Here is a 20,299-nt window from a genome sequence, read left to right on the forward strand (position 1 = left end):
CCACCGGCCGCGCCGTCCACGGAGCTGCCCGCGTGGCTCGCCTAGAGGAGCTCGCGCGCGATGGCCCGGATCGGCTTCATGCCGTGGCCGAACCTGGCGATCGTCTCCCGATTCGCCTTGAGCTCGCCGTAGGGCAGGTAGCGCACCTTGAGGTCGGCGACGCGGCTGAAGGCGGGCCGCGCCAGCTGCTCGCGTACCTCGCCCTCGCGGCCGTCCGGCGCGACGAGGAACATGCCCTCGAGAGCGTGCGCCTCGGGCCCGATCGCGAGGTCGAGCATCCGCACGATGCCGGAGTAGATGGAGGTGGTGTGCTCCACCTCGTAGGCGGCGACGATGCGCTTCGAGTCCTTGTCAAGCCACAGCACGTCGATAAGCCGGACGGCGTCCGCGCCGGTGCCGAAGCCCGGCAACGTGGCGAGGCAACCTTCACCCAACTTGCCACCGCCGAGCGGGCGGTTGCGGTCGTTGGCGGCAATCCAGACGTCGTAACCGAGTGCCAGGCCGAGGTCACGCAGCCAGCCCTGGACGGCGGTGTGGGTCTCGTCCTCCTCGCGGGCCGCGGCCAGCGCCTTGGCCGCCTTGGCACCCTCGTCGCGGACGCGGGCGAGGTCGGCTTCCCAGGCGGCCCGGGCGCCCGCGTCGTCCTCGCGCGGCGGCGCCGGGTAGCGGCCGCTGCCGACGTCAAACAGCAGGCCGCCGATGGCGCCCAGGTCGTTCGACAGCACGCCGCGGTTCGTGGCGTTCAGGGCAAGGATTCCCTGCCGCATGGCTAGGTACTCGTCCCAGCGGCCGAGCTTCACGCGGGCGCCGGTCAGGGCGTTGTAGCCGTTGACGATGGCCGTGTTGAACGGCGGCACGATGGTCGGGTGCAGGAAGTAGAGGAGGTTGGCGACGGCCGGGCCGAGGCCCTTGATGGCGAGGGCGTCGATCTCGCGGATGGCCGTAATGACCTGCTGCTCGGTCGTGCAGCAGACGCAGGTGTCGAGCAGGCGGCCGAAGGCGCGCTGGTTCTCCGGACTTTCGTAGATGTCCGGGATGCGCAGCTTGGGCTTCCAGAGGAAGGCGTGGTCGGCGCCCTTGAAGATCTGACGCTGCTCGGCGATGGAGTGGACCACCGTCTCCAGCGAGGAGCCTCGGTAGGCGACGCCGAAGGTGCCCGCCTTGATCTCGGCGACCACCTGCTGGATGCCGCGGCGGATCGAGCGAAAGTTCTTGACCCGCTCCTCCCATAGGAACCAGCCCCGGTAGGTCGCCCCGGGGTCGTCCCGCCAGCGGTGCAGCAGCGAGGCTATCATGTCGGGCGAACTGGTCCCCGCTCCACCGGGAGCCGGGGCGGTCGTAGAAATCTGCATGTCGTGGTCCCGAGGGCGCCGGGTCGGCTCCCTGCTCTCGCTGGGGATGATGAAGGGTCCGCCGGTTCACTCGCAAGGTAGTTGGAGCCTCGCAGCCCTTCCATCCCCCTCGGCCTCCTCACTGGGTTTCGGCCGCACGCGGCGCATCGGCTCGAACTTGCCAGCCGCGTCACCATCTTCCGCGCCATGACGAGTTCACCCGCCCGGCTCAGCCCTGGCCGCACGAACAAGGAAATTAGCATGAGACGACGGCTTCTCCTCGCGGCACTGGCCGCAACCGGCGCCGCTGGCGCTGCCTCCGGTCAATCCACGCAACCCCTGCTGCGGGTCTGGCGCGACCCCAACTGCGGCTGCTGCACCGGCTGGGTGGACCACATGCGGGCCGCCGGGTTCCGGGTCGAGGACAACCTCGTCGCCTCACCCGCCCCCGCCCGTCGGATGCTCGGCATCCCGTCGGACCTGCTCTCCTGCCACGCGGCCGCGGTGGACGGCTACGCGCTGGAGGGGCACGTGCCAGCCCAGGCGGTGCGGCGCCTGCTGGCCGAGCGCCCGGCTGGCGTGCGCGGACTGGCTGTCCCTGCCATGCCAACCGGCTCGCCGGGGATGGAGGTGCCCGACGAGCCGGACGACACCTACGACGTGGTCGCTTTCGATGGCGGCGGCGGACGCAGCGTGTTCATGCGCTTCCAGGGCAGCCGGGCGGTCTGACGGCCGGGGCTGCCCCGCACAAACGACTGGAGGCGGGATACGGCCGAAAGGCAGGGCATCCAGGCCGAGGCGCCGGAACCCGGACAAGAACGCCTTCGCCAACGCTTCCCTGCCCCCACTGCGCTAGCGGATAAGCAAACTAGAGGACTGATGCACGTGCGCGATGTGAGGACTCTGGTGATCCGGGAAAGGTGTTAGAGCTGCCCGAGTCGATTTTCCGATCAGTCGCGTGAGCGTAAGGCCCCCCCCAAGCCGACCGAGGACTCTAGGGATCAAGGCGAGGACTCTGGGGATCAGCGCTCTTGCTAAACTCCTGAATTTTCAAGCGTGGGTGGAGATATCCCGGGGACTCTGGGGACCAGACTAATAGTAAGAATCTAATATCCTTTCAAATAGCTCGGTCCCCAGAGTCCTCAGCGACAATATGGCTTACTCGTGCCATTGTCGGTCTGGTTGAGCCAAAATGATTGCCGCGAAGAAGGCATGCCATGGGTACGGTGCACGACATCCTTGAGGAACGTGGGAAGCAAGCCGCCCTCGCGCTCGACCTGGATCGTGCTGCCGTAGAGGCAGCGTCTTCCTATCTGACGGACGAAGACACCTCAGTCGGATACCTTTTTTCCGGATGGACACAGGCTGCCCTCCCTCACAAGCAGTTACCCGCTGACCAAGTCTGGGAAATCCGAACCGAGCGCGTGACGCTTTTGGTAGAACCTGGCCGTCGGCCCAACCCGATCGAAGGGCTGCCCCCTCTCAGCATCGGGGTACCGTTTGGATCCCGTGCCCGACTTATCATGCTTTACCTACAATCTGAGGCCCTAAAGACCGGGTCCCGGGAAGTGGAATTGGGAAAGAGCCTGCGCTCCTGGTTTGCTCGCCTCGGAATCGCCCCGGGTGGCAAGAGCATTAAGGATGTTCGTGAGCAGGCGGAGCGTATCTCTCGCTGCCGGTTGAGCTTCCACATGGCTGCCGCTGGAGGCGCCCCAGGGGGCTTAGTAAACCAGAACATCGTCGACACGGCCATGTTCATTGATGCCGAATGCCCGGGCCAGGGTAGTCTGTTCCTAGAGACCGTGAAACTTTCTGAGAGCTTTTTTGAGCAGCTAAAAAAGCATCCAGTCCCTATCGAAGAAGCCGCAATACGAGCCATTAGCAACAACTCTATGGCTTTGGACATATATTGCTGGTTGTCTTACCGTCTACACGCGCTCAAGGCGCCGACGCCGGTTACCTGGTCGGCACTGAAAGCCCAATTCGGCGCCGGGTTCAGCAAACTGGCCCAGTTCAAGTATAAATTTCAGCCAAATTTAGTGCTGGCTCTGGCTGTGTATCGTGGGGCCAAGGTCGAAACCAACGAGCGCGGGCTCATCCTTTACCCCTCCCGGCCACCAGTGGCTCCCAAGCAGTTGCAGGTCAGGTAGGAGGGAGATCACCGGAGTCCTCACGTATTGGGTTGGGAATTTGAGGACTCTGGTGATCAGGGTGGCTTGGTCCTGACGATAAGCAGTTAGGCGAGCTGGCTGAGCATCTCTCGCGTGATCCGGATAAGGCCGTCCACGTGCTCCCGGGCGGGCACTAGATCCAGCCGTCCATGGGCGATCTGCACCCTGAACCGGCTTACCTGCCGGATGATGTCCGCCTCATCCGGCGTGATATACCCTTCCCCTGCCAATCCCTCGATCAGCCGCGAGGTAGGCTGCGGACGACCATAAACATTGGGTGCCAAAGCGCGCGCGGCCGCTTCGAAAGCGGCCCACGCCGCAAGCAGGGCTGCTGCCGGCCCCATCGCATCGTATGCCGCCTCGACGCGAGCCAGGAGTTCCTCGATTGCTTCCCGTGGGGATACCGGGATGTCTTCGGCTGCATCGCTCTCCGGCGCATAAATGACGCGGAATTCCCAGTCTGGGTGATCCGCGAACATGGCCTGGAGCCGTGTAACCCTTTCCCGATAGCCGCCTGTTTGGGCCGAGTTCGCGAGTACCTCCAACGCGACCTTCTTGTCCGGCCGGACGGCTATAGCATCCGGCTGGTACCGCTCCATGAAAGATGGCAGCATCCGACGGGTCGGCTGGACGAAAACCTGAAATCCCTCAGCCTCGAGGCTAGGCACCACCGCCTGTAGAGCAGCCTCTTCGATGCGAGACGACGATGCAGACATCACACGAGCCCCTCGGTCGGGTCATCCCCTAGACGAACATATAGTAACGGCTTCGGACCAGTGAGAGCCTCCGAAAGCGCCTTTGAGGGCTGCCGGAATTCGAAAAGGCGGCCTGGTTCGAACTTTTGCACCCAAACACGCTCGACTTGGTGATCGTCGAAGTAGATGTGACGGCAGAGAGCGTCGAGCACCGGCTTTACGATGTTGTCGACGTCGCCCTGCATTTGTCCGTCTGGGAAGTAGTACAAGGTCACGGAAACCGGTCTGTCGGTCGAGAAGTGGCCCTCCGGCAGCCCAGAGTAGCTCGCCTCCCTTACTCGGGTCCTCCAAGCCTTCAGCGCCTCAGCCCTCTTGGCTTGCAGCGATACCGGCGTCCCCTGGACCACAAACTCAATCGGGAATTCGAGCTCGACAGACATGCTTCCGAAAGCAAGATGATGGCAGCAGAAGGCCTATAACCGCCTTTCTCGCTCTCCGCCACCAGAGCCGAAGCCGAAGCCGAAGCCCCTCCCCCACTCCAACCGTCGCTCGGTCAGGCAACGACTTCGAAGCCGATCAACGTCCGTGCAGACTCTCGCCCTAGGTTTGCTAACGCATGGTGATTGCGTCAGTACCCAGTCCCTGAGCTTCGTTTAGAGACGGTACAGGGACAGGCCTGCTGTGACGCGGAAGCTGCCCGCGATTCCACACCAGATACCGGGAGCAGGATCCGGACCAAGCCATACCAGCGCAAGACACAGGGGAGGCCCGTTGCCCCTATCCGCTCAGGTGCAGCACTTGCTTTCGCCTTCTCTGAGCGCTTGGCTGTTTAGCCCCCAACCTTGGCACTGGCGGCCGAGAATAAACGATCACCCTGGTTAGCACTCGGCCCTGCGCCTATACGACACGCCGTATTAGCGTATTGGGTCCTGATTGTATGCCTATACGGCATGCCACCAAGCTGCGGCCCCACTACAAATCCAGGCGCTTCGCCGGGCTGTCCTCGAGCAGTTTCGCGCGTCGCACATACCGGCGCATCGTCCGAAGGTCGCGGTGCCGGCTGTGCTGCATGATTTCCTCGTCGCGGAGCCCCGCTTTGTAGGCCTGGGTCACGAACCCGGCGCGCAGGCCGTGCGGGCTGATGGGCTCGAGCGCGGTGCCTGCGATGCCGGCCTGCTCGGCCCGCCGGAGCAGGATCTGTCGCACGCTGCTCGGGTGCAGGCGGCCGGGCTCCAGCCCGCCCCACCGGTTCACCTTGCGGAAGAGCGGCCCATACTGCGCCTCGGAGGCCACCATCCAGGCTTCGATGGCTCGGACAGGGCAGGTGTCCCGGCGTTGTCCCCGGGGAATGCCAAGCTCCTCGCCCTCCCCCGCCTGGTCGCCTTTGCTGCGGGGAATGTGCAGTCGCAGGCCCTGCGCGTCGAATTTGAGGTGCTCGACCTCGACCGCGATCAGTTCGGCGCGACGCAGAGCCGCGGCGTAGCCGAGCAGCAGGAGAGCCCGGTCCCGTAATCCGGCCAGGTCAGGGCCGCAGGTTGCCACCAGGCGGCGGATGTCCGGGGTGGTCAGGGCCGCGGCACGGCGCTGCGGTCGACCGCGCGTGCGCGTGATGCCGCGCAGGGTCTCACTGATGACCGGATGGGCCGCCCAGAAGCCCGTGTGCCCGGCGACCCGGTGCGCCTTGGCGATCGACACCAGCCGACGGCGCAGGGTGGCGATGGCATGGGTGCGCGCCAGGGCCGCCAGATAAGCGGCGACTGTCTCCGCTGCCGCCGGCAGGGGGGCGAGGCCGGCAGCGGTGCACCAGGCGGCGAAATCCTGCCAGTCCACGGCATAGGCGAGACGGGTGTTGTCGGAGAGGGCGGCGCGGGCGTAGCGGAGCGCCTCATCCAGAGCTTCCCGGCCCGCCGCCGGGAGAGCGGCCGCCGTCCCCTCGGACGGTTCACCGGAAACGGCCGGCACCGCTGCTGGAGCCGGGGGGGTGCTGGAGCCCCTCCCCTGCGCCGGCGGGTTGGCGCCACCGGCCCCCGGCCCGGCCTCGGTGTCCTGGCCGTCAGTAGCCATGCATCACTCCTGCCATCATCCTGGCCGCCTGCCGGCGGCCCGGGCGAGGATAGCGCCCGCGCCGCTAACACACCATAGTTGGCTATTATAGCGTGTTAACCGGGCTTGCCACAATCGAGGCGGGACAGGGCGAGAGCCCTGACTGTAAAGGGAAACTGGCTTCAGTCGGCTCGAGCAGTACCGGTCGGCTCCAGTCCAGGCTTAAGCGGTCCCTCCATCTCGCAGACCAGGCCGGCTGCCGCCCGTGCCCGCGATACCTTGCCCACAAGCTGCCGCGTACGGCGCGGTCCAGCACCCCCGGCCTCGGTCCAGCGCAAGCCGCAGCCTTTTCCCATGGCCCACCGTCCAGCGATCGAGACACCGCACGTGGCCCGATGGCAGCGAGAGTGCGCCGTATTTGAGCGTGCTGGTGGCCAGCTGTGCACTGCCATAGCCAGCGGCTGTGCCAACCCGGCTGGAAGCGAGACCCCCAGCCCCTCCAGGCTCGTCCGTGGCCCCAGCCCGGTTGCGAGCTCAGGAAAGACGCGAGCTCCCCATCCAGCAACGCCCGCCGGTCGGCGCCGACCAGCGATCCTGTGGTCATCAGCTATGTAAGCTATGTGATGGTAGCGATAGCTATCGACAATAGCATCTGCTATCAAGGTTGCATCTCGTCTTACAGCACCCATCCCTGCGGTGACCGACAGGCCAATAGCTTCTCGAGCCGGACCTTGAGCCATGTCGCCGGCGGCAATGCCTTGACCCGCTACGATCGCCTCCTCGGCATCGCGGACCGCCTAGCCAAGGTCGAGGCCGGCGGCGCTCTTGCTGATGAGACGATCCACGCGGCAGTCGGCCTGGCGGGCCCCGTGCTCCGCTACACGACTGACAAAGCAGCCGCACAGACCCTCCTGCCGCCAGGCTTCGAATGGATGGCAATCACTCCAGCGTCGCAGTGGGTCTACGCCCCATGCCGACGCACCGGGATAAGCCCGGACGGATTTGCCTACCCACACCACGGCCAATGGGGGCGCACGACCCCGCTTTCGATGTGCGGCGGCGCTCTAAGAGCCTGGGCAATGCTAACAAGGCAAGGCAATGCTAGGTAAGCTAGCGCGCTATCATCGCTAGCACGCGCTACCTTTAGGGGTGCACTGTCTCATCCCTTAGCGCCCAGCCTGCCGGTGTCGGGCAGGCGATAGCCTGAGCCGTTGCGACGGCCGCCCCCTTATGAGCAGCCGTGACATGGACAACCCGGCAGCGGTCATTGCCGTCCAGCCGTAACTCCTCGTCAATCGACGATATCAGGTAGAGCTGCTCGGTATCGTGCGGAAGGGATCGAGCCAACCGTGATCCAAGCTGCTGGATCTCACCGGCGAGGGCGGCATCGCCAAAAGCTCCCTCGGCCAATGCAACCCGTGTTGCGAACGGACAGGCGAGTAATGCCCAGATGAGCGCAACGCTTAGAGCAGCAACCGATCCCCGTCCCATCCTATATGCCCCATGAGCCGAGGCCATCATCGCGGAGAGATCGTTAATAATCCGCTGCCGCCGAATTGCCTCTCCGGCCTTAACCACGGTCAGTCGCGCACTAAGCCGCCACGGGACTGAATAGCGGGGACACCGATACGCTCAGCCAGCCTCACCGCCCTGGACGTCGGCATCCAGCTCGGTGGAATGTACGCACTTGGATTTGCTCGGCACGCCGTGACCATCCGTCGCACGTCGATCAGATAGTGATCTGACCGTTGCAGCTTTGGGTTCGCTATGCGTGGAGAGACCCAGATCTCACTCATCTGCAGCAGGTCGACCGGCGAGTTTGACACCCACCAATCGTCTGGATTGTCCCCGACTGCTCTGGCGCTCTCATTCAACCCCTGCCCCTCCGGGGTAGAATAGCCGGCGTGCTCAGGCCATGGGGTGACCGGGATGCTGGCTATCGGGAAGCCAAGCGCCAGCCGGTTGAGTGCAATGGCATTCGACGATCCCTCCGGGCCGTCGATGGCACGCGTCTCGCCCGTAACCTTGTCCAGAAGCATAATGGTCGACTGGTGCAGGCAAGCTGGCACCGCGATACGCGTGGTGAACCAGACGAGGGGTGGGAAGTCGCGCATTGGACGGCGCAACGCGGCATCTGTGTGGATCTCTCCCAGCTCGGGATGGATGACGCCCTTGGAGTTGCCCTCGAGGTCGATGTAGCCAGACATCCACAGGAGATTGGTGCGAAGCGAGCTGGTGTGGTGATAGACCACCTGCATCCCCGCCTCCCTCCGCCTCTTCGCCTGTCCCATCGTACTTCTTCCCCTCACGCCACACCTAGCTCTGCTATACAGCTAGCGATGCTATCATTTGATAGTGCCGCTAGTCGTCGTAACGGCGGCGAGTGTCGGGCGGATTGAGGTCGACCTCAGGCACCTCGTGTCCATCAAGCTGCAGCAGTTGGGCAACGAGGCGGCGGGTGCTGCCACGCTCAGCTGAGAGGCGAGCGATGAGCTTGGCCAGGCCCTTGCTGGCACGAAAATTCACTTGGACCAGTTCGACCTTCGGCGCCGCCTCTGCGGCCGCTTGGCGATGCTTCGCTGACGGCTCAGCCTCAACGCGGGTCCCCGTAGTGGCAGGCAGATCCCCGGTGATCGGAGCCAAGGCCCCAGCTAGTTCCAACCCCGATGGCTTGCGCTTGAGTCCAGCGGACGACATTACCCTACTCCCGTTAGCCTTGCTATCTCTGCTATCTATATTATCGCCGCTAGGACACACTTGCATCTGCTAGCAGGCATATATATCGCGCTAACTGCTTGCGTCCGTTGATGTGGCCAACAGATCGGACTGTATCGGCCCCCTTGACGGGAAGCTGGACTTGGCTGGCAGGATACCGGCCCCGGTCAGTTCGGTAATCAGCCGGTCGATCTCCAAGCCGATCGTCCCCGAGGTCGGCACTCGGCCCGTGTAGGACATTTTGCGCACCTCAGCTGAGCTGGAGATATGTTGCCGAGTGACCGGCAACTGCAGACCAAGCGCACCCTCGGCCTCCGCCATCTCCTCGAGCGTGGCGCGCTCAGCCAGTCCGCGGGGATTCCAGGCCATGGGCACGATCAGATAGGGGATGGTTCGCCGAGCCGACTTGCCGCAGGCGATCACTTTTTTGCACGTTTTGATCGCCTCGCGGGCGGTCCCCCGATCGGCCATCAGCGGGATCAGGACAGCATCGGAAGTGGCAATCGCCATCGCGGCGGTTTGGTTCTCGAACCCCGCAGTGTCGCACAGTGCCAGGTCATGGCTCTCGGCCTGAGCCTGCAACGTATCCACCACCTCGATGTGCCTGATCTCGGTCAGACAGGTGAGGGCAGGGCCCTCGTAGCCGAGCCCATGCCAAGTGGCGAAGCTGGCGTTGCGATCGGCGTCTGTCACGCTGATGCGGAGACGCGATGCCAAGTTAGCGGCCAGGAGGGTGCAAAGTGCGGTTTTCCCGCCGCCCCCTTTGCTGGTCGCAATCGTCACGATGTTGCCCATGCTATCCCCCAATAGCGTCTGCTAGCGCCCCTAGCGGTACAGTCGCCCCGCTGGCCCGGCTAGCCCGAACTCCTGCCTCTCTATGCTACCCTCGCTAGCACATGCAAATCCTAATAGCGGACGCTATCTGCGGATAGCTATATAGCTCCGCTATCGTTATCTAGCGTCTGCTGTCTCCGAACAGCGCAGTAGGGTAGGCGAGGGGAGGGGAGAGCGATCGAAGGGAAGTCGACACCCCGCCATCGGCCTCAGCACAGTCCGGCCCGAGATCGAACGGAGGGGTGCGCCGAAAGGTAGCCATTAGTTAGTTTGTTTGCGGTTAGTTCGTTTAGCCAAACATACTAACTAACGGAGCCAGCTCGGATGCGTCCCCCGCTCGTAACAGAATCTGAGGTTTTGGAGGCGGCGCGTCGGGTCCGCACCCGCGGCAAGGAGATCAACGGCTGGTCGATACGCCGCGAACTTGGTGACCGCGGCAACCCGCGCCGCCTACTGGCCGTCTGGACAGCAAAGGGAGACGCGGCTCCACCGGCGGCCGAGCCAGTCGACACCGTCAGCCTGCCAGCCCCACTGCTCGAGCTCGTAGCCGCGGCGCAGACCGCACTCACAACCGAACTGGACACCATTGTCCGCACGATCCATCGCCATGCGAGAGAGGACGCGGATGCGACGTTCCGGCGCATCACAGACGATCTGCAGGCATCCGAACAGCGCATCAAAGAGCAACTCGACCTCGCTGAGGCGAGTGTGGACGCGACAGAGACCGAAATGGACCGGCGAGGGGACGCGATCGCCAGCTTGGGAACAGAGATCGGCGAAGCCCGCGTTCAGATAGCCGGCCTGACCGAGCGAGAGAGGCAAGCCCTCGACCGCGCACAGGAGGCGGAAACGCAGACCGCCGCTCTCCAGGCAGAGCGGGACAGCCTTACCAGGGCTTCCCAACTTGCACGAGAGGCCCAGACAGGAGCCGAGGCACAGGCGGCAGCCATGCGTGATGAGGTCGGCCACCTCCGCGCGGCTTTGGAGCGAGCGGAGGCCGTCCGACAGACTGACGTTGGTCGCGTGACAGCGGAGTTGGCCGCGGCCCGGCAGCAAATCGAGGAAGCCCGCGATGCCCACCAGGCCGAGATTGCTACCGCACGTCAGCAGGCTACGGCTGCCCAGGCGACCGAACGCACCCTCCGCGCCGAGCAGGAGCGCACGCTGGCGGATCTCGCTGCGGAGCGCACAGAGCGTCGCCAGGCGGAGACGGCGCTACAGACTGCACAGCGCACGGTAGCAGACGCCGAGCAGCGTTCTGCGGTCCTGACGGCAGAGCTGGCCGAAGTCGGCCGCGGGCGACAGATCGCCGAGGAACGGGTCACGGCACTGGAAGCTGAGCGGCGAGGGGGTGAGGGGCGTACTGCCCGTGCCGCGAGCACTCCACCGAAGGCGGGGAAGGCGGCAGCACCGGCAGAGGATGGGGACAGCCTCCTATAAGCGGGGAAGGCGGCGAGGACCGGGACATTCCCCTAAAAGGCGGCGCGCGAGATCGGCGGCCGCTTGGTGGTTCGCGCCTTAGACCCTCTCCACATTGATTGTAGCGGAGAGGGAAGCCTCGATAGGCATCTCGCCCTGGACGTCGAGCGCCGGCAGCACGGCTTCATTCGCAACCGACGTGGACCGAAGCGGCCGGGTGATCCGGCATGTGCAATCTCCGCGTTGATCGGTGCCTGCCACGATCCAGCCAGTGCCAATAGACTCAATCTCCCGGAATGCCGCCTTGAGATCCGAGAACCGGCGCGCCCTGTCGAGGCCCGTAGCAGCATTTCCCCAGACATGGCGCTCCAGGGTCGAGAGCCTGGCTGGCTTGGTCTCACCTTCGTCCAACCAGGCACTAAGCCAGCGATGGAGAATTTTGGCGATGTCGCTGGATAGATGCCACCGCTCGCCGAGATCAATCCGCGCCCAGTGGCTTTCCGACAGGAACGCCCTCGCTAACAGGTAGTGGATCGAGATCAGCAGATCGCCGTTCGGCGCAGCCTGAGCCACCAGCAGGTTTGAGCTGCCCTCCGCTCCGCTGCGGTGCTTGATCCAGAGGGTAATTGCGCTCAGCCGCTGCAAGCTCTCTCGCAGCAGTCGGCGTCCCCGACCGGCAGTGCTGAGCCCCATGTTCCGAAGTATCTCTGAATACGACGTGCCGGACAGCAGAACCGTCGCTTGTGCCAATGCCTCTCCTCCAGCGTTCAGCTGCTGCCGGACATGGCGTAGGTTTGGGCCAACGGGGTCGGGCAACAAAATCTTTCCCCGCTGCCCAAGCAGCTTCAGCAAGACGAGCAGAACTGATTCGTCCCAAGCCCCAAGCTGCTGAAAGATGCGGAAAGTGAAATTCATCCCGTCGGTGTTGAATTCCTCCCGGCCAGGATAATACAACTCGAAACCGCCCGCTCGATGACCTCGAACTGGCACCACGAGCCCGTCGACTTTAGCGAAACTCCGCTCGACGCTTGCGAAGCCCTCGGCCTCCGCAGGAGCTGATAGCAGGTCACTCACCGGCAACCTCCCGGGACATCCGAGCCATGTGCGAGCCCGGCCGGGCGCTGACAGACCCGCCCGCCAGGTTCGGCTGCCTTTGCTGCTGTTCGGGTGGGCTAAATCCACCAACCAGAATCCCGTTCTCGGTGCGCCGCCACCAACGGGCGCCGTCATTCGAGGCGTAATTCATTTTCGCCGCCACAACATTGACCCACTTGCGCCGATCAGTGTCATCAATCTCGCGGATCTTGGCAGTATTGGCGTCCATTGTCGCCATATTTGCCTGCCACCGCACATGGTCGGTCAGTTTGCGGCTTCCAGAAACGGCTTGTTGTTCCTGGGCCTGTCCGTTTAAGGCAGCGCTCTTTGTGACGTGATGCGAAAACAATACATTCGCACGCCCAGTATCCACTGTCAGGGCCTCAGCCAAGTCAATGACTTGGCCCATATCGACACCTTCCTTCTCTTCCAGGGTCGACGCTACCCGGCCGAGCGTGTCCATGCCGATCGCAAGACTTCCAAATCCGACCTGCACGAGATTTTCGTAGAGAGGTCCACGCTGCACCACGGTCTCGGTTCGGCTCGGCGCAACTGCGAAGGCATTTTCTTGGCCGCCGCCGTAGAGGCTGAAGGTCCCCAAATTCTGGTCAATCAGGTCCAAATACCGGTTCACGTCGTAACCGGCAGCGCGCAGCCGCTCCGCAGCGTCCAGGCCAAGGTGGTGGGTGCGCCAGTCGACGATTTCCTGCGGGTCCTCAGCTGCCAGATACAGGCAACGTCCCGCCGGACAGGGTAGGTGGACAATAGTGTCTGGCATGTCTGACCAGAGCGACCAGATGTCCAGCCCGGCCGCTAGGCAAATGAGACTCTGAAGCATCGCCCAGCTCTTCCCGGAGCCACCGGCGCCCACCAACAGTCCAACCGTTCCTCGTAGGAAGCCCGGCAATGCGAACTGCAGCACTGGCGGGGGCGAGTTGACCACCGCCAAGAACGGGCGCCGCCGAGCCTCGAATTTCTGCAGGCTGACCCTTTCCTGCTCCGTCAGGACCTTGTCCCGAGCAGGCGGGCGGGGAGGCATACCGGGGGGCAAGGACCCCTCGGCGCTTTCCAGAGCCGGTTCAGCCGTGGCCTCTGGGCGCCAGGGCTGAGCGGAGGCCACGAACTCGCTCAGGCGGTTTGCCGTCCATCCATCCAGATCGACCGCGTCAGCCAGGTCCCATTTGTTCGGGGCATCGGCGGGAGGCTCAATCCACCGGAGATTCCGGCACCCGAGAGCCGCTAGGTGTTTGCCCAAATTGGCCATGGCCTTGTGGCCTACGCGGCTCGCGTCAGCGTCTGGCCAAAGCACGACCTCCTCACCTTCGGCAATCAGGCTCCAATCGGTTTTGAGCCAGGCGTTGGTGCCACCGACCCAGCTCACAACAGTCCAGTCGCTGAGCACGGCGCCGCGGTCAGCGCACTTTTCTCCCTCGACTACGAGATACCGGTCCGGGCGGCCGTCCTCCCGAGCGTCGGACACACGCGGAGCCCCATAGACAGGTCGCGGCTCCGGGAAACTGACGAATGTCCAGCCCTCCTGTACCGTTCCGTCTGCGAGTAGGACGTTCCGGCACCACGCCACCTGAAAAGCCCCCTTCTTTCCGTGGCGATTTTTGGGGGTCCGCACGACATACCCCAGCATCTCGCCGCGATAGCCCTGAAACGCGTGCAAGGCGGCAACGGGCAGTTGGGTCTTCAGCGCCTCCGTCAGCGCTGCTGCGGGGCGCAGGATCGCCACCGTCGGCGCACCCTCACCAGGCCAAAGGGGGGGAATGTTGGCTGGCTGAGGGGAGACGAGCTCGTAAGAGTCGGGCTCGCTGGCGAGAGCTTCTACAGCCTGCCGGTGGGCCGCAAGGCGTTCCTGGGCTGCGGCAGACGGAGCATTCGCCAACCCGCTCCGATCACGCAAATCGCGGATGACCTCGCCGAGATCCCGCTTCTCAACTTTAGCGAGGAAATCAAATAGGTCACCATGGGCGCCACAGCCGTAGCAGTGGAAGTGGTCGCTATAGACGTAAAAGGAGGGCGTCCGCTCGGCATGGAACGGGCACAGCCCTTGCGATTGGCGGCCCCTACGCTGAAGGCGCACATACCGCCCCACGTAATCAACCAACGGCCCAGAGGCGATTTTGACGTCCACGAGAGACGCCTCGTACTTCGGAGGCATACGGCACCCATCCCTTGCGTTTTAGGTGCACTTGCATAGAATGATGCACGGCACCCGGGCTGTAGCAGCAGCCCTTGTTGGAAGAAGCGGAACGGGCTTGGTTCGTGTCACCGAACCAAGCCCGTTCTGTTTAGGCTAGGTCGGCGAGCCCTCCACGATCTTGATCGCCCGAGCGAGCCCCTCCGCTAAATAGCGGGCCGGGAGGTTCTCCCGAATCAGCTTCTCCACGATCTCATTGAGATCCTGCCGCGTGTCATAGCCCGCCGCACGAAGCGCTTCGATCACGTCGAGGGACAACTTCGTTCCCCATTTCACCCGGGGAATGGCCACACAGTCGGACATCTTCATCCCCATCTCGCCGTCTTCCCGGGCAGAAGGTATGGCGCATCTTGAGGTGTCGTTGCGAGTGATTCGTGCAACCGTTTTCCGACCAAGGCCCCCCTTCCGAACGCCTATATCGGACGCCCCGCCCCCCCTTCCCAACGCCTATATTTCCGCCTTCCACCCCTCCCCCCCTTCCTAACTCCTATGTCCCCCCTTCCTAACGCCTATATTCCCCCTTCCCATCGCCTATGTTGGCCCTTCCTAACTCCTATATTCCGTGCAAATTGGCATACCGAAATCATCCTTTATTTTCAAAGGCTTATTGGTTGTTTCGGAGCGTTCCATTGCGAGCCGTCCTTAGAATCTATCCTGGAGAGATCTCCAAAGATCTCTCCAGGCCAGACGCAGGCGCTTTGCGCCGCCTGCGTCTGGCCTGATGGAGACGGCAGGAAGGGGGGCTTCCCTTCGCATATGTTGCTTCGTTAACCCGTGCTTGAACGAACCGAAGAAATCTCGGGCACCGACTTCGGCTTCTGAGGGCAATCCGGTTGAGCCGGACAAGGGCGTGTGGCGGATCAACCAGCCGCGTCTGTTGTGGAATTTTCCGCGGACTGGGTGGTCCTCGCACCGGTCCTCCGGCGTGCCGGCAAAACCAGAGGGAGAAGCCCCTGGTCCCTGAACTGCCGCAGTCGAACAGCGGCATCAGCGATCACCGCCGCCTGGACAAACCGGCTGACTGAAACAGCGGCACTGTAGGAGCGGCCCTCTGCATCGGCGTGTTGCCGCGCTCGATTGTCAGCCGCCCAGGTTGCCTCGGCCAGTTGCACCAGCCGCAACCTAGCGGTGTCCTCTCCACCCCAAATCAGGGCGGCGACGTCGAATACGGTCCGGTCGAGTGAGAAGGAAGTCCGGAACACTCGGCCGTCGTTGTCGGTCCGCCTGATCCTGATCCGAACAATTTTAGCGCGCTCAACCTGCCTCGCTATTTTGGCCCGACGCCCTGAGCTGGTGCTTCCCTGGCGACTACGAGCAGCCGGAGGAGGAACCTGGAACAGCGGTAGATCCGACATAGGGCACGAACCTCAACCTGAGAGCGCGCCCGACTTAGGCGCTGTAGAGAGGATAACCGCAGTCTCGGAACCTGCGGTGATCAGAGCATCCGGGCAGATATGGCACTGCGTTCCAATGCGACCATAAAAACAGCCTCTCTGGGCAATGGAACGCCTCTGCCCTTGAAGCAGACTTCAGCATCCTGTTTCTGGGCAGATCAGTACCGAGCACTGCCAGGGCGCCGCGAGTGATCCGCCGAAACATGGCCTCTGCTGGTAGGATTGGGTTTCCGAATCCTGGCGCAATATCTCCCTAGGCAAAAAGGGCGGCTGGTAGGGACGTATAAATGGCGATGCCATTTAATCGTCCCCCCCTCGCTCCGCTCCGGGGACCCCCAGTCTGCCCCCCGGCGCCTCTGGCGCCGACCCCCGCTATCGCGGGGGTGGGTCTGGCCTCTGGCCAGCCCGATCCAGCCCCGGCCACGGCCCGGGAATTGGATAAACAGTTATGCCGCCAGGGCACCGGGAGGGTGCCGCGGCGGTACCCTAACGGCGCCATGGCGGCGCCACCGGAACGGGGCCAGATGGTGTTGAGACTGGACGAGAAGACGCCTGAAAAACAGACCCGGCACCTGGCAGCTAGGTGGCTGAGCGCATGGTTTGTCGTCCGGATGGCAGCCCGAGAAGAACGCGTGCACCTCGCTTTGATGGCCGAGGGGGGCGCCCGCCCATGACAGCGAAAGTGAAGGAGCGCCGCCGTGGCGCACCGAAAAAAACACCAGAGAATCTCCGGGCGAAGCGCCTCATGATCCGGATGACGCCGGCTGAATACGAGCGGATGCGGAAGAAGGCGGCGAGGGCCGGGCGCGAACGAAGTGTCGGCCGGTTCATCTTTGATCTGGCCGCGGGCCGAACGCCGCCGATCATCCCGGCAGTCAACCAGGCCGCGTGGAGCAATCTGGGGCGCTGGGCCGGCGCGATGACCACGATCGCCAACGCCGCCGCGGGCGAGCGCCTGGCGCTACTGGCGCCTCATCTGGATCCACCTCTCGAGGTGATTATCGCCCAGACGGCGTGGGAACTGAGGGCGCTGCGGCTCGCCCTATTGGGCCGCCAGATCGAGGACCCCTTTCCCGAAGACCTAGCTGATGCCGACGGAGACTCGGCACCCGATGAGTGGTTCGAGGACGAGGACGGGTTCGACGATGGGATGGGCCAGCCATGAAGGCCAACGTCCGTCGCGGTGGGGGCTTTGGCGGCCTGCTCCGATATGCCCTGGATCGCGGCAACCAGTGCGCCATCGTTGGGGGCAACATGGTTGGCCGGACTGCCCGGCAGCTCTCGTCGGAGTTCGGCATCTCACGGGCGCAGCGGCGGGAAGTGACCCGCCCGGTGTGGCACTGCACCCTTTCGCTCCCAGCCAACGAGACCCTCACGGCCGAGCAGTGGGACGAGGTCGCGCACCAGCACATGCGCAATGTCGGGCTCGACCCGGTCCGCCACCAATTTGTCGTGGTCCTCCACACCGACACGGACCACCAACACGTCCATATCATTGCGTCGCGGATCGCCCTGGACGCGAGCCTGTGGCACGGGGTTAACGACGCATTTACGGCGCAGGCGTCTACCCAGGCCCTGGAAGTGGAGTTCGCGGGCTACGGCTTGTCGGTCACAAAGGGCCGCGACCTCGACCAGGAGATCCCCGGCGCCGGCCCCCGCGCCGGGCTGAGGATCTCTCAGGACGAGATGGAGATGTGGAGCAGCCGTGGGCGCTCATCTCCGAAAAACGACGTCGCCGAGGCTGTGGCTGAGGCGATCGCCCTAGGGGACGGAACACCTGAAGGTCTTCGCCAATCCCTGGCCGCAGTCGGGATTGAGGCGCGGATTACGATCGGCCGCGGCCGGGTCACTGGCATCAGCTACGGCATGACCGCGGCGTGGGAGGGCGGCGAAGAGCCGGTCTACTACAAGGGGGTTCAGATCGGCGGGCTCTGCGACGCCAAATCGATTGAGCGCAGGCTAGGCGAGCGCCGCGCTGAGATCGACCGAGCCGCCATCGCTGCCGCCGTAGTCGACGACATCAAATTGGAAACCAGCCTCCGAGCCGCTCCCGCGGACCGGCTCGACCGGCTGGCCGCCATCACAGCCGACCTGAGGAAGTACAACGATGCCGAATCCGCCCTCCGGAGTCCCGAACATCCCGAGCGCATTGCCAGCCTCGGCACAGAGGGTCGAGACACCGACCGACCCGCGGCATCTGCCGGAATGGGCGCAGGGCGGGTGGAAGGGGCCAGACCGGGCCCGACCGAACCCGAACCAAGGAACGCCACAGCCGCCGCGCGGCCAGGACCCGATCGGAGAGGCGATCATCGAAACGCGGGACGGGGTCCAGAACCTGCAAGTGCTGCTCGACACTCCGGACGGCCCGAGCAAAACCGAGCAGATCGTTCAGTTGCTGGAGGAGTTGTCGACCGCGAACTACCGAATGCTGACGCGGCAGGAGGAACTCGAGCAGAAGCTGGACCAGCTCCTGCGGGCTATCACGACCCTGGCCCAGACCGGGGGCGGGACAAGGCGCGGGATAATGGGTTAGGCCAGGGAAGCGACCCCGCTAGTGATGTCGAGGTCGAGATCAGCGTCACCATCGCCTGGGGCGGCGCGCCCCGTCGCCGGGCGGATCCTGAGCGCGAACGCCTCCGCTTGCGGCGCCTGGCTGAGGTTTACCACCGGGCACTCGGGAGCCAGCTCGACTGGATCGAGGTGCACCCCGGCCATCTGGACCTCGGCCTGCGTGATGGCACACGGCTGACAGACACCGGCGACCGGATCAAAGCCACCTGGCGCGGCGGCCGCCTGTCGGAGACGGCGATCGGCGCCATGGTTGCCATGGCCGAGGCCAAGGGCTGGGATTCTGTTCGGCTGCTCGGCGACGACGAGCAGTTCAAGGCGGACGCTTGGCTGGCGTGCATGCGCGCCGGCATCAAAGTCCGCGATTACCAACCTCCGGCGGAGGTGCGTGCGATATGGGATTCGGAGCGGCAGGCCAAGGCCAAAGCGCCGCCCATCCCGGAAGCGCTGCCTCCGGTGGAGCACCAGGCAGAGATTGAGCCGGGGCACGGCCAAGCTGGGACTGCCGGCTGGTACGCGTGGCAGCGACTGGCCGGAATCTACCGCAACAGCCTCGCTCCTGAGGTTGCCGCCCATATCGCCTATGTCCGATCCAACCGCCCGACCGGGCCGGTCGAGATAGGCCTGCGCGACATGGCGCGCCTAGTCGACGCCGGTCCCAAGGTGTCGGCGACCTGGCGAGAGGGAACGTCACCGGCAGCCGCGGCGGCGGTGATGGTTTCCATGGCTCAGGCTAAGGGCTGGAAGGGCATCCGCATGCGGAGCGAGAGCGAGGAATTCCGCCGCCTCGCGTGGCTGGCCTGCCAACGCGCAGGTCTGGCGGTCGATGGATACGAGCCGCCAGCAGCCCTGGTAGCGCAGTGGCACGCTGAGAGGGACAGAGAGACTGATGGGCCGGATACAAGAGATGCGGGAGGAAAGCCGCAGCCGGGTGCAGATCGCTATGAGCAAGTCCGCCCTGGCTCCGGTGATCCAGCAGCTCATGGACCTGCAGGAGACCCTGAACGAGATCCCGGAGAAGATCGAGCGCGGCGAGGAGGGCCGGGCGGAACGCCTGCGCCAGACGATTCAGCCGACCGCCAAGGCCCTGATCGAGGGCATGCAGATCCTTCATACCGAGATTTCCATGTTCCGCGCAGCCGCGGAGCGGCAGGAGGCGGCGAGCCGGGAACTCCGGGCGGAAGTGGCGGCCCTACGCCAGGAGACAACATTGCAGCGGGAGGCCATGACGGTCCTGCAGGAAGACCTAAGCGCGTTCCGGGAGACGAGCACCCCAGGGGCGCTCAGCGACCTGATGGTGGAACTGAAAGCCGACCTGACCGAGAGCCGCGAACGAGTGGGCGACCTACTCGTCGCGTCCGCGGATCTGCTGACGGATCTACAAGAGAGCGGCCGGCCGGGACCAAGCTCGCTTGGCGAGAAAAAATGGAGCGGGCCAAGGAAGCCAAGCGGCGAGAGCGGGATCTCGCCGTTGGCGGTCGCGTGGCGGATCCTAGCGATTCGATCGCAAAGCGAGCCGCAAAACCTACAGGTCCTGGACAAGTACCGGCAGCAAGCCGTGGAGATGCAGCCGATCGGAGCCGGCGAGGACCTGATCCTGGCGACGGCGTGGCACCTCATCGAGGAGGCCAGCCGAAACTGGGATCCGGAGTGGGTGCGTCAAATGGAAAGGGTGGCGCGCCACGCCAGGCAAGTGCTCGGTCTTCCGTAGGGGCTACAGATAAAGCGTCTGGGCCACGGCCAGGCCTGCCGTATCAGCGGCAATACATCCAGCCGGGGCGCGATTGGCTGAGCAAACAAGACATCCCCGGCAAGGTTGTGGCGAGGG

The 20,299-nt window shown here is 64.3% G+C and carries 16 protein-coding genes and 2 pseudogenes; 8 read left to right on the forward strand and 10 right to left on the reverse strand.

What is annotated here, in order from left to right; all coding sequences use genetic code 11:
* Positions 1-41 precede the first annotated feature (41 nt).
* On the reverse strand, positions 42-1,295 hold the full coding sequence (locus E2C06_RS12115) for a type II restriction endonuclease (protein WP_193560451.1): 1,254 nt from the start codon (positions 1,293-1,295) through the stop codon (positions 42-44).
* Between the two features lie 297 nt (positions 1,296-1,592).
* Here E2C06_RS12115 and E2C06_RS12120 point away from each other — a divergent pair, with 297 nt between their 5' ends.
* Together E2C06_RS12120 and E2C06_RS12125 are read left to right on the forward strand one after the other, a co-directional pair.
* A complete protein-coding gene (locus tag E2C06_RS12120) occupies positions 1,593-2,060 on the forward strand; it encodes a DUF411 domain-containing protein (RefSeq protein ID WP_133288863.1) in 468 nt (155 codons plus the stop codon).
* A 488-nt stretch (positions 2,061-2,548) separates the two neighbouring features.
* Positions 2,549-3,481: a replication protein RepA gene (locus tag E2C06_RS12125; RefSeq protein ID WP_090567621.1), complete on the forward strand. Its 933-nt coding sequence runs from the start codon at positions 2,549-2,551 to the stop codon at positions 3,479-3,481.
* A gap of 86 nt (positions 3,482-3,567) precedes the next feature.
* On the opposite strand, the gene E2C06_RS12130 is transcribed toward E2C06_RS12125, so the two are convergent.
* The 6 genes from E2C06_RS12130 to E2C06_RS12155 form a co-directional block, all read right to left on the reverse strand.
* On the reverse strand, positions 3,568-4,218 hold the full coding sequence (locus E2C06_RS12130) for a hypothetical protein (protein WP_090567624.1): 651 nt from the start codon (positions 4,216-4,218) through the stop codon (positions 3,568-3,570).
* Positions 4,218-4,637 carry a RusA family crossover junction endodeoxyribonuclease gene (locus E2C06_RS12135; protein WP_133288864.1) on the reverse strand — a complete coding sequence of 140 codons (420 nt, stop codon included), beginning with the start codon at positions 4,635-4,637 and terminating at the stop codon, positions 4,218-4,220. Before E2C06_RS12135 ends, E2C06_RS12130 begins: the two co-directional genes overlap by 1 nt.
* A 532-nt stretch (positions 4,638-5,169) precedes the next feature.
* Positions 5,170-6,261: a site-specific integrase gene (locus tag E2C06_RS12140; RefSeq protein WP_133288865.1), complete on the reverse strand. Its 1,092-nt coding sequence runs from the start codon at positions 6,259-6,261 to the stop codon at positions 5,170-5,172.
* A 1,559-nt stretch (positions 6,262-7,820) separates the two neighbouring features.
* The gene (locus tag E2C06_RS12145) at positions 7,821-8,498 is read right to left on the reverse strand and encodes a hypothetical protein (protein WP_133288866.1); all 678 of its coding nucleotides are present in this window, start codon (positions 8,496-8,498) and stop codon (positions 7,821-7,823) included.
* Positions 8,499-8,601: 103 nt separating this feature from the next.
* The gene (locus E2C06_RS12150) at positions 8,602-8,883 is read right to left on the reverse strand and encodes a hypothetical protein (RefSeq protein ID WP_133288867.1); all 282 of its coding nucleotides are present in this window, start codon (positions 8,881-8,883) and stop codon (positions 8,602-8,604) included.
* A gap of 144 nt (positions 8,884-9,027) precedes the next feature.
* Complete coding sequence (locus E2C06_RS12155; protein WP_133288868.1) at positions 9,028-9,750, reverse strand: ParA family protein; 723 nt, start codon at positions 9,748-9,750, stop codon at positions 9,028-9,030.
* Positions 9,751-10,113: 363 nt separating this feature from the next.
* Here E2C06_RS12155 and E2C06_RS12160 point away from each other — a divergent pair, with 363 nt between their 5' ends.
* Complete coding sequence (locus tag E2C06_RS12160) at positions 10,114-11,229, forward strand: DNA-binding protein (RefSeq protein WP_133288869.1); 1,116 nt, start codon at positions 10,114-10,116, stop codon at positions 11,227-11,229.
* 78 nt (positions 11,230-11,307) lie between these two features.
* Here the strand turns inward: E2C06_RS12160 and repC are convergent, their stop codons facing one another.
* From repC to E2C06_RS12175, 3 genes are all read right to left on the reverse strand, one after another.
* Positions 11,308-12,282, reverse strand: a complete 975-nt coding sequence (gene repC, locus E2C06_RS12165) for a replication protein C, IncQ-type (RefSeq protein ID WP_165982347.1) — start codon at positions 12,280-12,282, stop codon at positions 11,308-11,310.
* The gene (locus E2C06_RS12170; RefSeq protein WP_165982348.1) at positions 12,275-14,443 is read right to left on the reverse strand and encodes a CHC2 zinc finger domain-containing protein; all 2,169 of its coding nucleotides are present in this window, start codon (positions 14,441-14,443) and stop codon (positions 12,275-12,277) included. Before E2C06_RS12170 ends, repC begins: the two co-directional genes overlap by 8 nt.
* A gap of 162 nt (positions 14,444-14,605) precedes the next feature.
* Positions 14,606-14,824 (reverse strand): hypothetical protein, encoded by a 219-nt coding sequence (locus E2C06_RS12175; RefSeq protein ID WP_133288872.1) that lies wholly within the window; start codon positions 14,822-14,824, stop codon positions 14,606-14,608.
* 1,749 nt (positions 14,825-16,573) lie between these two features.
* Here E2C06_RS12175 and E2C06_RS12180 point away from each other — a divergent pair.
* The 5 genes and pseudogenes from E2C06_RS12180 (at position 16,574) to E2C06_RS39305 (ending at position 20,182) form a co-directional block, all read left to right on the forward strand.
* A complete protein-coding gene (locus E2C06_RS12180; RefSeq protein ID WP_133288873.1) occupies positions 16,574-17,068 on the forward strand; it encodes a plasmid mobilization protein in 495 nt (164 codons plus the stop codon).
* A gap of 89 nt (positions 17,069-17,157) precedes the next feature.
* A pseudogene (locus E2C06_RS41140) lies at positions 17,158-17,430 on the forward strand (relaxase/mobilization nuclease domain-containing protein); the annotation flags it as partial.
* Positions 17,431-18,010: 580 nt separating this feature from the next.
* Complete coding sequence (locus E2C06_RS39295) at positions 18,011-18,436, forward strand: hypothetical protein (RefSeq protein WP_241671234.1); 426 nt, start codon at positions 18,011-18,013, stop codon at positions 18,434-18,436.
* 167 nt (positions 18,437-18,603) lie between these two features.
* A pseudogene (locus E2C06_RS40770) lies at positions 18,604-19,311 on the forward strand (LPD7 domain-containing protein); the annotation flags it as partial.
* A gap of 67 nt (positions 19,312-19,378) precedes the next feature.
* A complete protein-coding gene (locus tag E2C06_RS39305) occupies positions 19,379-20,182 on the forward strand; it encodes a hypothetical protein (protein ID WP_241671236.1) in 804 nt (267 codons plus the stop codon).
* Positions 20,183-20,299 lie beyond the last annotated feature (117 nt).

Origin of the sequence: Dankookia rubra, from assembly GCF_004355005.1 — a bacterium.
Classification (GTDB): domain Bacteria; phylum Pseudomonadota; class Alphaproteobacteria; order Acetobacterales; family Acetobacteraceae; genus Paracraurococcus; species Paracraurococcus ruber_A.

Bases quoted from the DNA above. Each gene is read 5' to 3' on its own strand.
- E2C06_RS12135 (WP_133288864.1), bottom strand. From the start codon at position 4,637: ATGTCTGTCGAGCTCGAATTCCCGATTGAGTTTGTGGTCCAGGGGACG.
- E2C06_RS12130 (WP_090567624.1), bottom strand. From the start codon at position 4,218: ATGTCTGCATCGTCGTCTCGCATCGAAGAGGCTGCTCTACAGGCGGTG.
- E2C06_RS12155 (WP_133288868.1), bottom strand. From the start codon at position 9,750: ATGGGCAACATCGTGACGATTGCGACCAGCAAAGGGGGCGGCGGGAAA.
- E2C06_RS12120 (WP_133288863.1), top strand. From the start codon at position 1,593: ATGAGACGACGGCTTCTCCTCGCGGCACTGGCCGCAACCGGCGCCGCT.
- E2C06_RS12125 (WP_090567621.1), top strand. From the start codon at position 2,549: ATGGGTACGGTGCACGACATCCTTGAGGAACGTGGGAAGCAAGCCGCC.
- E2C06_RS12115 (WP_193560451.1), bottom strand. From the start codon at position 1,295: ATGATAGCCTCGCTGCTGCACCGCTGGCGGGACGACCCCGGGGCGACC.
- E2C06_RS12145 (WP_133288866.1), bottom strand. From the start codon at position 8,498: ATGCAGGTGGTCTATCACCACACCAGCTCGCTTCGCACCAATCTCCTG.
- E2C06_RS12160 (WP_133288869.1), top strand. From the start codon at position 10,114: ATGCGTCCCCCGCTCGTAACAGAATCTGAGGTTTTGGAGGCGGCGCGT.
- E2C06_RS39295 (WP_241671234.1), top strand. From the start codon at position 18,011: ATGCCGAATCCGCCCTCCGGAGTCCCGAACATCCCGAGCGCATTGCCA.
- E2C06_RS12140 (WP_133288865.1), bottom strand. From the start codon at position 6,261: ATGGCTACTGACGGCCAGGACACCGAGGCCGGGCCGGGGGCCGGTGGC.
- E2C06_RS12180 (WP_133288873.1), top strand. From the start codon at position 16,574: ATGACAGCGAAAGTGAAGGAGCGCCGCCGTGGCGCACCGAAAAAAACA.
- E2C06_RS12175 (WP_133288872.1), bottom strand. From the start codon at position 14,824: ATGGGGATGAAGATGTCCGACTGTGTGGCCATTCCCCGGGTGAAATGG.
- E2C06_RS39305 (WP_241671236.1), top strand. From the start codon at position 19,379: ATGCGGGAGGAAAGCCGCAGCCGGGTGCAGATCGCTATGAGCAAGTCC.